The sequence below is a fragment of the Superficieibacter sp. BNK-5 genome, assembly GCF_047456055.1.
In the GTDB taxonomy this organism is placed as follows: domain Bacteria; phylum Pseudomonadota; class Gammaproteobacteria; order Enterobacterales; family Enterobacteriaceae; genus Superficieibacter.
This window is the reverse complement of record NZ_CP179893.1, coordinates 167,375-180,311: the sequence shown is the minus strand read 5'-3', so window position 1 is coordinate 180,311 and position 12,937 is coordinate 167,375. Positions and strand designations below refer to the sequence as shown.

The 12,937-nt window shown below is 58.2% G+C and carries 13 protein-coding genes; 12 read left to right on the top strand and 1 reads right to left on the bottom strand.

Annotation, left to right across the window (positions count from 1 at the left end):
- The first annotated feature begins 2 nt into the window (after window positions 1-2).
- The 7 genes from ACMGGS_RS00920 to ACMGGS_RS00890 all read left to right on the top strand — a co-directional run bounded on the left by ACMGGS_RS00920 (window position 3) and on the right by ACMGGS_RS00890 (window position 6,180).
- Entirely contained in the window at window positions 3-677 is a 675-nt protein-coding gene (locus ACMGGS_RS00920; RefSeq protein ID WP_414164663.1) for a DUF1028 domain-containing protein, read from the top strand.
- A gap of 18 nt (window positions 678-695) precedes the next feature.
- On the top strand, window positions 696-1,850 hold the full coding sequence (argE, locus tag ACMGGS_RS00915; RefSeq protein WP_414164662.1) for an acetylornithine deacetylase: 1,155 nt from the start codon (window positions 696-698) through the stop codon (window positions 1,848-1,850).
- 180 nt (window positions 1,851-2,030) lie between these two features.
- Window positions 2,031-3,179 carry an ABC transporter ATP-binding protein gene (locus ACMGGS_RS00910; protein WP_414164661.1) on the top strand — a complete coding sequence of 383 codons (1,149 nt, stop codon included), beginning with the start codon at window positions 2,031-2,033 and terminating at the stop codon, window positions 3,177-3,179.
- Window positions 3,180-3,197: 18 nt separating this feature from the next.
- Complete coding sequence (locus tag ACMGGS_RS00905; RefSeq protein ID WP_414164660.1) at window positions 3,198-4,181, top strand: NAD(P)H-quinone oxidoreductase; 984 nt, start codon at window positions 3,198-3,200, stop codon at window positions 4,179-4,181.
- The gene (locus tag ACMGGS_RS00900) at window positions 4,178-4,792 is read left to right on the top strand and encodes a glutathione S-transferase N-terminal domain-containing protein (RefSeq protein WP_414164659.1); all 615 of its coding nucleotides are present in this window, start codon (window positions 4,178-4,180) and stop codon (window positions 4,790-4,792) included. Before ACMGGS_RS00905 ends, ACMGGS_RS00900 begins: the two co-directional genes overlap by 4 nt.
- A 12-nt stretch (window positions 4,793-4,804) precedes the next feature.
- Window positions 4,805-5,254, top strand: a complete 450-nt coding sequence (locus ACMGGS_RS00895) for a type II 3-dehydroquinate dehydratase (RefSeq protein ID WP_176919334.1) — start codon at window positions 4,805-4,807, stop codon at window positions 5,252-5,254.
- The gene (locus tag ACMGGS_RS00890) at window positions 5,251-6,180 is read left to right on the top strand and encodes a 2-hydroxyacid dehydrogenase (RefSeq protein ID WP_414164658.1); all 930 of its coding nucleotides are present in this window, start codon (window positions 5,251-5,253) and stop codon (window positions 6,178-6,180) included. Before ACMGGS_RS00895 ends, ACMGGS_RS00890 begins: the two co-directional genes overlap by 4 nt.
- A gap of 12 nt (window positions 6,181-6,192) precedes the next feature.
- Here the strand turns inward: ACMGGS_RS00890 and ACMGGS_RS00885 are convergent, their stop codons facing one another.
- A complete protein-coding gene (locus ACMGGS_RS00885; protein WP_414164657.1) occupies window positions 6,193-7,155 on the bottom strand; it encodes a LysR substrate-binding domain-containing protein in 963 nt (320 codons plus the stop codon).
- A 343-nt stretch (window positions 7,156-7,498) separates the two neighbouring features.
- Between ACMGGS_RS00885 and ACMGGS_RS00880 the strand changes: the two genes are divergently transcribed.
- The 5 genes from ACMGGS_RS00880 to ACMGGS_RS00860 all read left to right on the top strand — a co-directional run bounded on the left by ACMGGS_RS00880 (window position 7,499) and on the right by ACMGGS_RS00860 (window position 12,852).
- Window positions 7,499-8,530 carry a polyamine ABC transporter substrate-binding protein gene (locus ACMGGS_RS00880; protein WP_414164656.1) on the top strand — a complete coding sequence of 344 codons (1,032 nt, stop codon included), beginning with the start codon at window positions 7,499-7,501 and terminating at the stop codon, window positions 8,528-8,530.
- A 53-nt stretch (window positions 8,531-8,583) separates the two neighbouring features.
- Window positions 8,584-9,438 (top strand): ABC transporter permease, encoded by an 855-nt coding sequence (locus tag ACMGGS_RS00875; RefSeq protein WP_414164655.1) that lies wholly within the window; start codon window positions 8,584-8,586, stop codon window positions 9,436-9,438.
- 1 nt (window position 9,439) lies between these two features.
- Window positions 9,440-10,258 carry an ABC transporter permease gene (locus tag ACMGGS_RS00870; protein ID WP_176919330.1) on the top strand — a complete coding sequence of 273 codons (819 nt, stop codon included), beginning with the start codon at window positions 9,440-9,442 and terminating at the stop codon, window positions 10,256-10,258.
- Between the two features lie 115 nt (window positions 10,259-10,373).
- The gene (locus ACMGGS_RS00865) at window positions 10,374-11,624 is read left to right on the top strand and encodes a flavin-containing monooxygenase (protein ID WP_414164654.1); all 1,251 of its coding nucleotides are present in this window, start codon (window positions 10,374-10,376) and stop codon (window positions 11,622-11,624) included.
- 64 nt (window positions 11,625-11,688) lie between these two features.
- A complete protein-coding gene (locus ACMGGS_RS00860; protein WP_414164653.1) occupies window positions 11,689-12,852 on the top strand; it encodes an L-lactate dehydrogenase in 1,164 nt (387 codons plus the stop codon).
- Window positions 12,853-12,937 lie beyond the last annotated feature (85 nt).

Genomic DNA, 12,937 nt, shown 5'->3' with positions numbered 1-12,937 from the left:
TCATGACATTTTCGATTATCGGACGCTGTGCGCACACCGGGCAGATGGGTATCGCTATCAGCTCTTCCAGCATCGCGGTGGGTGCGCGCTGTCCCTGGCTGCGCAGCAAGGTCGGCGCGGTATCAACCCAAAACATCACCTTACCGGCGCTGGGGGCACGCATTCTTGATCGCTTGCAGCAGGGCGACCGTGCCGAAACTGCGCTGAAGGGTGGGCTGGATACGGATGACTATTGCATCTACCGGCAGGTCACCGTGATGACGCCCGACGGCCAAAGCGCGTTCTACAGCGGCGAGAAGACGCTGGGCGTCCACAACGCGCTGTCCGGAGAAAACTGCGTGGCGGCGGGCAATATGCTGGCGAGTCCGCAGGTTATTACCGCGATGGTGAACGCCTTCGAACAACATTCAGGGCATCTTGCCGACAGGCTCATTGCCGCGATGCAGGCGGGTCTGAAAGTTGGCGGGGAGGCGGGGCCGGTGCATTCGGCGGCGCTGTCGATTGTGGATTCTCCGGTCTGGCCGGTGGTTGATTTGCGCGTCGACTGGACTGACGCCGATCCCATTGATGAACTCAACCAGCTCTGGCAAGCCTATAAACCGCAGATGCAGGACTATATAACCCGAGCGCTCGATCCCCGCAGCGCGCCGGGTTACGGCGTGCCGGGCGACGAATAACTGCAAGGAGAGCTGATAATGACCAGTCGCGAACTGCTGGAGCACCTGGTGGCATTTGATACCACCAGCCGCGAATCTAACCTGGCGCTGATTGATTTTGTCCGGGGCTACTTAAGTGAACTCGGCGTCAACTGCGAGCTTATTCACAACGACGAGCGCAGCAAAGCCAATCTTTATGCGCGGCTCGGCCCGGCAGGGAGCGGCGGCGTTATGCTGTCCGGCCACAGCGATGTAGTGCCGGTTGACGGGCAGAACTGGAGCGTGCCCCCCTTTGCCCTGACTGAGCGCGACGGCAAACTGTACGGCCGCGGCACCGCAGACATGAAAGGCTTTATCGCCTGCGTACTGGCGGCGGTGCCGCATTTTCTTGCGCAGCCGCTGGCACAACCGCTACATCTGGCGATTTCGTATGATGAAGAAGTGGGATGCCTTGGCGTGCGTACCTTGCTGGACGCGCTGTCCCGTCGCCCGGAAAAGCCCGATATCTGCCTGATTGGCGAACCCACCGAATTAAAGCCGGTGGTTGGCCACAAGGGCAAGCTTGCCGTTCGCTGTGAAGTGCAGGGCGCGGCCTGTCATTCGGCTTATGCGCCGCAGGGCGTTAATGCCATCGAATATGCCGCGAAGCTTATCCACCATCTTACGCTGATGGGGCAACGGCTGACTGCGCCGGAACGGCAGGATGCGCGTTTTGACCCGCCCTTTACCACGGTACAAACCGGTGTGATCCAGGGCGGTCGTGCGCTGAATATCGTGCCAGCCGACTGTGTGTTTGACTTTGAGGTGCGCACGCTGCCGCAGGATGACGCGCAGGCGGTGGCGCTGGAACTGGAACGCTACGCGCAGCGCGAGCTACTGCCGCAGATGCACGCTGTCAATCGCGATACCGCGATCCGCTTTTCTCCCATCAGCGGTTATCCCGCTTTATACACCGCGGCACACAGCGCCGCCGCGCGGCTGCTTGCCCATCTTACCGGTTCTGAGGACTACAGCACCGTTGCATTCGGGACGGAAGGCGGATTATTCCATCAGGCTGGCATTCCCAGCGTGATATGTGGGCCGGGCAGTATGGCGCAGGGCCACAAACCCGATGAATTTATTACTGTCGAACAGTTGGACGCCTGCGATGCCCTTCTGCGCCGACTCGCCGCATGGATGTGTCAAAAAGCGTGAAACGATCGCAACAGAAATTACCACAGGGCGCGCCCAGGGCCGCCCTCCGTCCGCAAGACATCACCTTTTCGCTCTGCTTTCCCTTTTCCAAACGCCAGCTTCAGGAAGCACTAACCGCGTGATGCGCACTTACGCCGTATGCTGGTGGCAAGCATTTGATAGCCCGTTTCTGGAGATCCCATGGTAAGTGCAGAAGTCACCACATTCCCGCAGCCCGAAACGCTGCATCCGGCCGTGAACAACGCGAACATTGCCGTAAGGCTTGATGGCGTACTGAAACGCTTTGGCGACGCCATCGCCTTACACAAAATTTCCCTGACGATTGCGGAAGGGGAATTTATTACGCTGCTCGGACCCTCAGGCTGCGGCAAGACCACGCTGCTGAATCTGATGGCGGGTTTCGCTGAAGCAGACGGCGGCGAGATCTTCATTGATGGCGATCTGGTGACGGATATCCCGCCCTGGCAGCGTGAAATCGGCATTGTATTTCAGAACTACGCCCTGTTCCCGCATATGACGGTCGAGAAAAACGTGGGCTACGGCCTGCGGATGCGCGGTGTGCCAAAAGCCGAGATCGCCGAACGCGTTGAGCAGGCGCTGGCACTGGTGAAGCTTGCCGGTTACGGCCATCGCAAGCCACGCGAACTGTCCGGGGGGCAGCAACAGCGCGTGGCGCTGGCGCGTGCGCTGGTGATCCGCCCCAAAGTGCTGCTGCTGGATGAACCGTTCTCTGCGCTGGATAAAAACCTGCGCCTGTCGATGCAGGTTGAGTTGAAAGCCATTCAGCGCAAGCTCGGCGTCACCACCGTGTTCGTGACGCACGATCAGGGAGAAGCGCTGAGCATGAGCGATCGCGTAGTGGTGATGTCGGCAGGGCATGTCCGGCAGATCGGTACGCCGGATGCGATTTATCGGCATCCGCAGGACCCGTTCGTGGCGGGCTTTGTGGGCGATGTGAACATTCTGCCGGGGCGCTACGCCGGACGCGACGGCGCGGCAATGCTGGAGGTGGGCGGCAATGCGCTGCGTCTGCCCGCAGAACGCGTACAGGCCACCATTGGCGAGCGCCTTGACGTCTACGTGCGGCCGGAAAACATTCAGCTGGCACCGCTTAGCCCGCATTCGCTGTTCAGCGCCACGGTGATCGCTCACGTCTTTCAGGGCGATCATGTCGATGTGCATCTTGATGCCCCAGCGCTTGGCAGCGCCACGCTGTTTGCCCGCCAGTCCGGCCTGAATTCGCTGACCCGCTGGCCCGTCGGCAGCCTGGTCGGCGTCAATGTTGATGACGAAGGCGTGTGCGCGTTTAGCGCCGCGAAACAGGAATAAGCGCCGATGATACCTGAAATGATGAATGCAATAATTGCGCGCCAGCCGGGCGGCCCTGAGGTGTTAGAACTCGTGCAGCGGAAGGTGCCGCAGCCTGGCGCGGGTGAGGTGCTGATCCGCGTCGCCAGCGCGGGCGTGAACCGTCCCGATCTCCTCCAGCGTAACGGTATGCCGTTGCCGCCGGGAATAACCGATGTGCTGGGGCTGGAAGTGTCCGGCACCGTGGCGGCGCTGGGCGCGGGTGTTGATTATCCCGCCGTCGGTACCCCGGTGATGGCGCTGCTCAACGGCGGCGGTTATGCCGACTACTGCGTGGCTCGCGCCGATCTCTGTTTAACCGTGCCGCAAAATCTGCCGCTCGCGCAGGCGGCGGGCGTGCCGGAAGCGGCATTTACCGTGTGGCATAACCTGTTTGAACTGGGGCGTTTGCAACCGGGGGAAACCGTGCTGATCCACGGTGCGGCCAGCGGCGTGGGGACCTTTGCCATTCAATGCGCGCAGGCGTGCGGGGCGCGGGTGGTGGCGACGGCGGGCGGCGCGGAGAAGGTAGCGGCGCTGCGCCAGCTCGGCGTCTGGCGTGCCATCAACCGTCATAGCGAAGATTTCGTTGCGGTTATTGTTGATGAAACCCAGGGACGCGGCGTGGATGTGGTGCTGGATAACGTCGGGGGCGATTACGTGGCGCGCAACCTGAGCGTGTTAGCGCCGGGTGGTCGGCATGTCAGTCTTTCCTTTATGCAGGGGGCGAAGATTGAACTCGATCTGCAACTGGTGATGCGTAAGGGGCTGAGCCTGACCTCTTCCACGCTGCGCCCGAAAAGCGCAAGCGAGAAAATGCGACTGGCGCAGTGCATCAGCAAACATCTTTTACCGCTGATCGCCGCCGGTAAAATCGCGCCGACTCTGTATCAAACGCTACCGTTAGCACAAGCCGCAGACGCGCATCGTATCCTGGAAGCCAACGCCAACATCGGCAAAGTGCTCCTACAGGTGGCCTCATGATGCAGCTCTTCTTTGCTTCCACCTCCGCGTATGTGCGCAAAGTCATGGTGTGCGCGACAGTGCTGGGGCTGGCTGATGAAATAGAACGACTGGATTCCGCCGCGCATCCTGTGATGCGCGACGACCGTATCGCCACGTTTAATCCGCTGGCAAAAGTACCGGCGCTGCGCACCGAAAGCGGGATCTGTCTTTATGACAGCCGGGTGATTTGCGAATACCTCAACGCGCGTGCACAGGGCGATTTATTCCCGCAGAAAGGGGAGGCGCGCTGGCGAAGTCTGGCACGGCAGGCGCTGGGGGATGGGTTAATCGATGCGGCATTACTGGCGCGCTACGAGTTCAGCGCCCGTCCGCCTGAGAAGCAGTGGCAGGACTGGGCGGACGCGCAGCTGAAAAAAGTCGCCGCCGCGCTGGCGGACATTGAAAGTCAGGTCAGCGATTTTAGCGATCGGCCCGAGGATATTGGCCTCATTGCCATCGGTTGCGCGCTCGGCTATCTCGACTTCCGCTTTGCCGGACTCAACTGGCGCGCCAGCCATCCGCTGACCGCCGCCTGGTTCGCCGTCTTCGATGCGCATCCGGCCATGGCCGCGACCCGCCCGCAACTTTAATCAGGAGGATATATGTCACAGCAGATCTATTTTCTCAACGGGCCGAACGCCAATTTATACGGGCTGGATAAAAACGGCACTTACGGTAGCGACAGTTTTGCCAGCATTGGCGAGCGCTGTCGGCAACGTGCTGAATCCCACGGGATGACGTTGCAGTTCCGCCAGAGCAACCACGAGGGCGTACTGGTCGACTGGATCCAGGAAGCGCGTCAGAGCGCTGCGGGATTGATTATCAACGCGGCGGGCCTGACCTACAGTTCAGTACCCATTCTGGATGCATTGCTGATGTTTGATGGCCCAATCATTGAAGCGCATATGAGCAACATCTGGAAACGCGAGCCGTTCCGTCATCACTCCATGGTCTCGAAAGCGGCCACTGGGGTGATTGCCGGACTGGGCGTGATCGGTTACGAACTGGCGATCGATGCGGTGGTCAACCTGCTGGGGACGCGTGCCGTATGAGTACATTAGTGTTTTACAGCGAATTCGACAGCTTCGAAGAATGGTCGGCCTTACTTGCACCGCATCTGCCTGACGTGACGATTTGCCGCGCCGAAACGGTGCAAGACCCTGATGACGTGCACTATGCGCTGGCATGGAAACCGCCACAGGGTTTCTTCGCACCTTACCGTCATCTCAGGCTACTGGTGAATCTCGGCGCGGGCGTTGATTCACTGGTGGGGCGCGACGATCTGCCGGAGATCCCGATTGTTCGCCTGTCCGATCCAGATATGGCCCGTATGATGGCCAGTTATGTGCTGTTTGCCGTGCTGCGCTATGCGCGCGATATCCCGGCATTCGAGCGCGCGCAGCGTGAACAGCGCTGGCATTATCTGCATCCGCGCCCTCCCTCCGGCATTCGTGTCGGGGTACTGGGCTTGGGCGAGCTGGGCGCGTATGCGGCGCGGGAACTGGCGCGGCAGGGCTTTGACGTGCGCGGCTGGTCGCGTTCGCAAAAAGAAATTGCAGATATTCGCTGTAGCAGCGGACTGGGATCGCTGAATGATTTTCTCAGCCAGAGCGACATTCTGGTGGTAATGCTGCCTCTGACGCCACAGACCAGCGGCCTGCTCAGTGCAGAGCGGCTGGCGCACCTCCCGCAGGGTGCCGCGTTTATTAATGTGTCGCGCGGGGCGATTGTCGATCAGGCGGCGCTGACGACAGCGTTGCGTTCGGGACAGATAGCTGAAGCGACGCTCGACGTGTTTGACCGCGAACCGCTGCCGCCGCACGATCCGCTGTGGCAACTGGACAACGTGCTGATCACCCCGCATCTGGCGTCGGTTGCCCTGCCTGCCAGCGCCGCGCAGCAGGTCGCCGAAAACATTCAGCGCGCCGCACGCGGGGAACCGGTGACCCACCAGGTGTTCCCGGCGCGGGGGTATTAACGCGCGCCTGCGTTACGCCACCCGCACCACCTGCGGATCGAAATAGCTCGGTGCGGCCATACCGGGAATATACTGGTCGGAGATAAACATGCGGCAGCGCTCGGCGAAGGCATTCACCACCATTGAGTGCTGCGTATGGGCTACAGTAGCGTAACCGAGCCGCATCGGCCGGTTGATGCCCGCCAGCCGCACGCGGATCAGACGTTTGCCATCCTGGGAGAGATGCGCTTTCGGCCGCACGTTAGCGATACCGAACCCCACGCCGTTTGCTACCATCGCCCGCACCACTTCCATATTGCCGGAGCGCATCACCACATTCGGCGTAACGCCCGCCTCGCTAAACAGTCCAAGGAAATACTCCCGGCTCCACGGCATATCGAGCAATACCATCGGCATCGCCGCCAGATCCTGAATCGACACCGCCGGATGCGTCGCCAGCGGATGATGTTCCCCCACCATCACATACGGCGGCAACTGCGCCAGCGAGGTGAAGGCAATGTCACTGGCCGGGACTAAATCGTAGGTCAGGGCGATGTCGATATCGGCGGTGCGCAACTGTTTCAGCAACTGTTCATGATTGCCTTCCACCAGCGTAATGCGCACGCCGGGAAACGCGCGGCCAAAGCCGAACACCAGTTCCGGCGTCAGCATCGGGGCCAGCGTGTCCAGACAGCCCACCCGCAGCGGGCCGCGCACATTGTTCATCGATTCTGACGCAATAGTATAGAGGTTCAACATCTGCTCCAGAATGAGCTTTGCCTCCTTCAGAACCTGATGACCGATGGCGGTCAGCGACACCCCCTGGGCGTGATGACGGACAAAAAGCTGTACGCCCAGTTCAGATTCGATATGGGTGATGGCCGCAGAAATCGACGGCGAGGAGACGTGGATACGTTCCGATGCGCCAATAATGCTGCCAGCCTCCCCGGAGGCGACAAAATATTCCAGCTGACGCTGGGTGATGCGACTGAGCATGCAGGTTCTCCCGAGATCGCTGACGCAATCATGTCGCGCCAGTCATTCTAATAGTGCGAATTATCCTGCATTTATCATGCCAAAAGCCAAATAACAGCATAATCCCCTGCCTGGAGTGTGGTTTCTCTTTGTTTATGCCTTACCACGGGTTAAGAAAATCCGTTGCAACGCAGCGCCTTTTTTAGCATCAGAAATCCTGATGCAACGACGAGGAAAAGCCTGTTTTACGCCATCACCCGACCACGGCATTATCGATTTCACACCAGGGAACACCGTTTGCACCGTTTGGGCGCACCGGGTTTCAGATTGCTACAACAGCCATTTCATGCATGGGGATGAGAATATGTTGCGTAAGATTTGTGCCTTAACGTTGTTGACCACGAGCGTACTCAGTGCAGGCAATGCGCTGGCGGCTGACAAGCTGATCGTCAGCACCTGGGGCGGCGGTTTTAAAGATCTGATTGATGAGACCATCGCTAAAGAGTTCACCAAAGAAACCGGCGTAGAAGTGCAGTTTGTCACGGGCGGCACCATCGATCGTCTCAACAAAGCGAAGCTGGCAGGCGGTTCACCTGAAACCGATGTGACTTTTACCACGGCGCACGTGGGCTATCTGTATGCCAACTCGGGCCTGTTTGAAAAACTCGATATGAGCAAACTCCCGAATGCCGCGAATCTGGTGGAGCAGGCGAAAGTCAGCCCTTATCACCTCGGCGTATGGGGCTACGTTTACACCATCGGCTATCGTCCGGATCTGGTGCCAAAGGGCACCACCTTTGAGAGCTGGAACGATCTGTGGAAGCCTGAGCTGAAGGGGATGCTGGCGCTGCCGGACTGGGACCCGAGCCATATCATTGCGGTTTCCGCCAAACTCTCCGGCAGCGATGCGGCGCACTGGCAGCAGGGACAGGCGAAGATGAAAGCGCTGATCCCGAATATCAAATCCTTCTATACCGACGATGCTAACAGCCAGCAACTGATCTCCACCGGCGAAACGCCGGTACAGGTCATGCTGTCGATGAACGCCTACAACATGATGGCCGAAGGGGTGGACGTCAAACTGGTGATACCGAAAGAGGGGGCGATTTTGGGCGTCGATACCCTGGGTATCAACAAAGGCACCAAACATGCCGATCTTGCGTATAAGTTCATGAATATCGCCCTGAAGCCTGAAATTCAGCAGCAGGTGGCAAAGATTTACCACGGCAGTCCAACGGTCACCAATGCCCATATCGATCCTGAGCTGGCGAAACTGCCGGGCATGTTGACCACCCCTGAGCAGTGGAACGCCACTATCAACACCGATCCGCAACTGCGTGCCGAGAAAACCGCGGAGTGGCGCCAGTGGTTCTCTGAAAACATCATGTCTCATTGATCTACCGGGCGGCTTACGGGTCGCCCCAACCCTTTACGCAGGCAGCAACGTCTATGACGAGAAAACCGACATTTTTACCCTGGTTCATTATTCCCGCCACGCTTACCGCCATCGGACTGGTTATCGCGATGTTTGCGGTCATGCAGTTTAGCGTGCGCGCCTATATTCCCGGTTCGCTCGACGTGGGCGGATTTACCCTGGCGAACTTTACTGCCCTGTTCAAAAGCATCTATGCCGATGCCTTTATTAACACGGTCATGCTGAGCGCCAAAACCGCTATTTTTGGCCTGTTGATGAGCTATCCCCTGGCGTATGCGCTGGTGCGTACCCGCACGACGTGGATCAAATCGACGATTTTGATTATCGCGATTACGCCACTGTTTCTCGGCGAAGTGGTGCGCACCTATTCATGGATTATCGTGCTGGGTAACAGCGGCTTCCTGAATAGCCTGCTGCTGGCGACAGGCATTATCTCAACGCCTGTTCAGTTTATGTTTACCCAAACGGGGGTGGTGCTGGCGCTGGTACACGTCACCATGCCAATCATGGTGCTTATGCTGGCGACCGCGTTATCGCACATCAACCCGGATTACGAGAAAGCCGCCGCCAGCCTCGGCGCAGGCCCGATCAGCACCTTGCTGACCGTGACGATCCCTCTGTCGGTTCCCGGCATTATCGCCAGCCTGACGACCGCTTTTGCCTGGACCTTCAGCGCCTTCGCCACCCCGCAACTTATTGGCGGCGGACGCGTCAGCACCGTGGCAACCATGGTTTATCAACTGGGTTTCTCGTCGATGAACTTCCCGTTTGCCGCCGCACTTAGCATCGCCGGGTTAATCCTGACCGTTCTGCTGCTGCTGGCGCTGAAACGCATGACCCGATTCCTGAACGCGATGGGGGAGCACTGATATGACCCGTTCGATGAGCGATAAACTGACGACGCTGGCGGGCCGCCTGCTGGTCGCCGCTATTCTGATCTTTGTGATGCTGCCGACGATCGTGGTATTCATCTCCTCGTTCAGCAGCACCTCCGTGTTGTTTTTCCCGCCGAAAGGGTGGTCGCTGCGCTGGTTCGAGCGTGCGGTGAGCTACGACGATTTTCGTCACGGCTTCTTTTCCGGGCTGATTGTCACCGCCTGGGCATCGTCGCTGGCGGTGATCATCGGTGCCACGCTGGCGATAGCCATCGAACGCTATTCGTTCCCGTGCAAACAGGTACTGGAAGGGATCCTGCTGTCGCCGCTGTTTATCCCGCACTTCACCATTGGTCTGGGCCTGCTGATGCTGGTGTCGCAACTTAACCTCGGACGCGGCTATCCGCTGGTGATTTTCTGCCACATCGTGCTGGTATTGCCGTTTGTGCTGCGCAGTGTGTATGTGTCGCTAAAAAACCTTGAACAGCGCATTGAACTGGCTGCGGCCAGTCTCGGTGCCTCGCCGCTGCGTGTGGTATGGACCATCACGGTGCCGCTGATTTTGCCGGGGCTGTTTGGCGGCTGGCTGTTTGCCGCGATCCTCTCTTTTAACGAATTTACCGCCTCGCTGTTTATTACGACTCAGGCAACACAGACGTTACCGGTGGCGATGTATAACTACGTGCGTGAATTTGCGGACCCGACGCTGGCAGCCCTGTCGGTTATTTATATTGCCGTCACTGCGACCATGTTAGTCATTGCCAATAAATTTTTAGGTCTGGGGAAAGTATTAAACGTCGAAGTCAGACATTAATAAACAGGGAATCAATGCGCTTTGGATTTCCCGACGCGCTGTATTTAAAAAGCCTGATTGTCATTAATACGCCACCTGCTGAAAAGAGTGCGGCGATCATATTTAGGAATTCAACATGTCAGTAGAAAAAATTAATACCGTTATTGTTGGCGCGGGTCAGGCGGGGATTGCCATGAGTGAACATCTGGCGCTGATGGGCGTACCGCACGTGGTACTGGAGCGCAGCCGTATCGCGGAGCGCTGGCGCTCTGAACGCTGGGATTCGCTGGTGGCGAATGGTCCTGCCTGGCACGACCGTTTTCCGTCGCTGAAATTCGACAATATTTCTCAGGAGGCCTTCCCGCCGAAAGAACGCATGGCGCAGTATTTCGAAGACTATGCGAAGATGCTGGATGCGCCAGTACGCACCGGCGTTGACGTGCATCAGGTGACGCGACTGGCAGGACGCAGCGGATTCAGGGTGCTGACCTCTGCCGGTGAATTTGAGGCCGACAATGTGGTGGCCGCTACCGGCCCGTTCCAGAAACCCTCATTCCCGCAGATCGTGCCGCAAAGCGCCGGAGTGCAGCAGATCCACTCATCCGTCTATAAAAATCCGCAGCAGTTGCCCGCTGGCGGCGTGCTGGTGGTGGGCGCGGGCGCGTCGGGGACGCAAATTGCCGAAGAATTACGTCAATCGGGCCGGGATGTATATCTGTCGGTCGGCGAGCATTATCGTCCGCCGCGCGCTTACCGCAACCGTGATTACTGCTGGTGGCTGGGTGCGCTGGGCCTGTGGGATGAGGTAAAAATAAAGCCGAAGAAAGAGCACGTGGCCTTCGCGGTGAGCGGTTATGAAGGGGGGAAAACCGTGGATTTCCGCCGCCTGGCGCATATGGGCATTACACTGGTGGGCATCACTAAAAACTGGGATAACGGCGTGCTGAGCTTTGCCGGCGGGCTGGCGGAGAATATCGCTGCGGGCGATAAGGCCTACTTTGACGTGCTGCGCGACGCGGATGCTTATATTGAACGCAACGGGCTGGATTTGCCGCCGGAGCCGCAGGCGTGGGAACTGCTGCCGGACCCGGAATGTCTGCTCAATCCGCTGATGCAACTGGATATCGCTGCGGCAGGTATTACCACGATTATCTGGGCGACAGGCTTTAAATTTGATTTTAGCTGGCTGCAGGTGGATGCCTTTGACGAAAACGGTCTGCCGTTCCACAAACGCGGTATTTCCGCCGAGCGCGGTATTTATTTCCTCGGCCTGCCGAATCTGGTAAATCGCGCCTCCTCCTTTATTTACGGCGTATGGCACGATGCTAAATATATTGCCGATCATATCGTGTTGCAAAACGCCTATACCGATTACGTTAAGTCGTGATTTATTTTCATTATCGGCATGGCTAAATCATCGTTATTTAGCCCTCGTTTACTGGATAATTGATGTGACCATTACCTGTATTGAAGAGCTACGGCAACTGGCGCGTAAGCGGGTGCCGAAGATGTTTTATGATTATGTCGATGCCGGCTCCTGGAGCGAATACAGCTATCGCGCCAATGAAGCCGATTTACGTCGTCTGGAATTTCGTCAGCGGGTGGCGGTGGATATTACCGGGCGCAGTACGGCCAGCGTGATGGCTGGACAAAAGGTGGCGATGCCAGTGGCGATTGCGCCCACCGGCTTAACCGGCATGATCCATCCCGACGGCGAAATCCTTGCGGCGCGTGCAGCGAAAAGGTTCGGCATCCCCTTTACGCTCTCGACCATGAGCATTTGTTCGCTTGAAACCGTGGCGCAGGCGACGGATTATCATCCGTTCTGGTTCCAGCTCTACGTCATGCGCGATCGTCAGTTTGTCGCCAGTCTTATCGACCGCGCGAAAGCCGCAAACTGTACAGCGCTGGTTGTTACCATGGATCTCCAGGTATTTGGCCAGCGCCATAAAGACATCAAAAATGGCCTGTCGACGCCGCCAAAAATGACGCTGCGTAATCTGCTGAACATTGCCGGTAAACCGCGCTGGTGCCGCAATATGCTCGCCACCCGGCATCGTAATTTTGGCAATATCATTGGTCATGCCCGCGGTATTGATAACATCGATGCAATGGTGGAGTGGACCGCGCAGCAGTTCGATCCGGGCCTCTCCTGGCAGGATATCGAGTGGATCAAACGACGCTGGGGTGGCACGTTGATTGTTAAGGGGATTATGGATGTGGAGGATGCGCGTCTGGCGGTGGCGGCAGGCGCGGATGCGCTGATTGTCTCCAATCACGGCGGCCGTCAACTGGATGGCGTGTCGTCATCCATTAGCCTGCTGCCGGAGATTGTCGCCGCAGTCGGCAGGCAAATTGAAGTTCATTTCGATGGCGGTATCCGTTCCGGACAGGATGTGCTGAAAGCGGTTGCGCTGGGGGCGAAGGGGACCTATATCGGGCGCAGTATGCTGTATGGACTAGGGGCGTTGGGCGAAGAGGGGGTAACCCTGGCGCTCAATATCATCCGTAATGAATTCGATCTGTCGATGGCGTTTTGCGGTAAAACCCGTGTGGCGTCGATTGACGCGGAGATCCTGCGTAACCGCCCGACAATGTTTAGTGGTGCGATGTGATCCGGCCAGTTCATCCTGCCAGGGCCGGTCACATCGGCGAACGCCATGCATTACAGTGGCTTTTATACCCTCTTGCGCGTTTTCG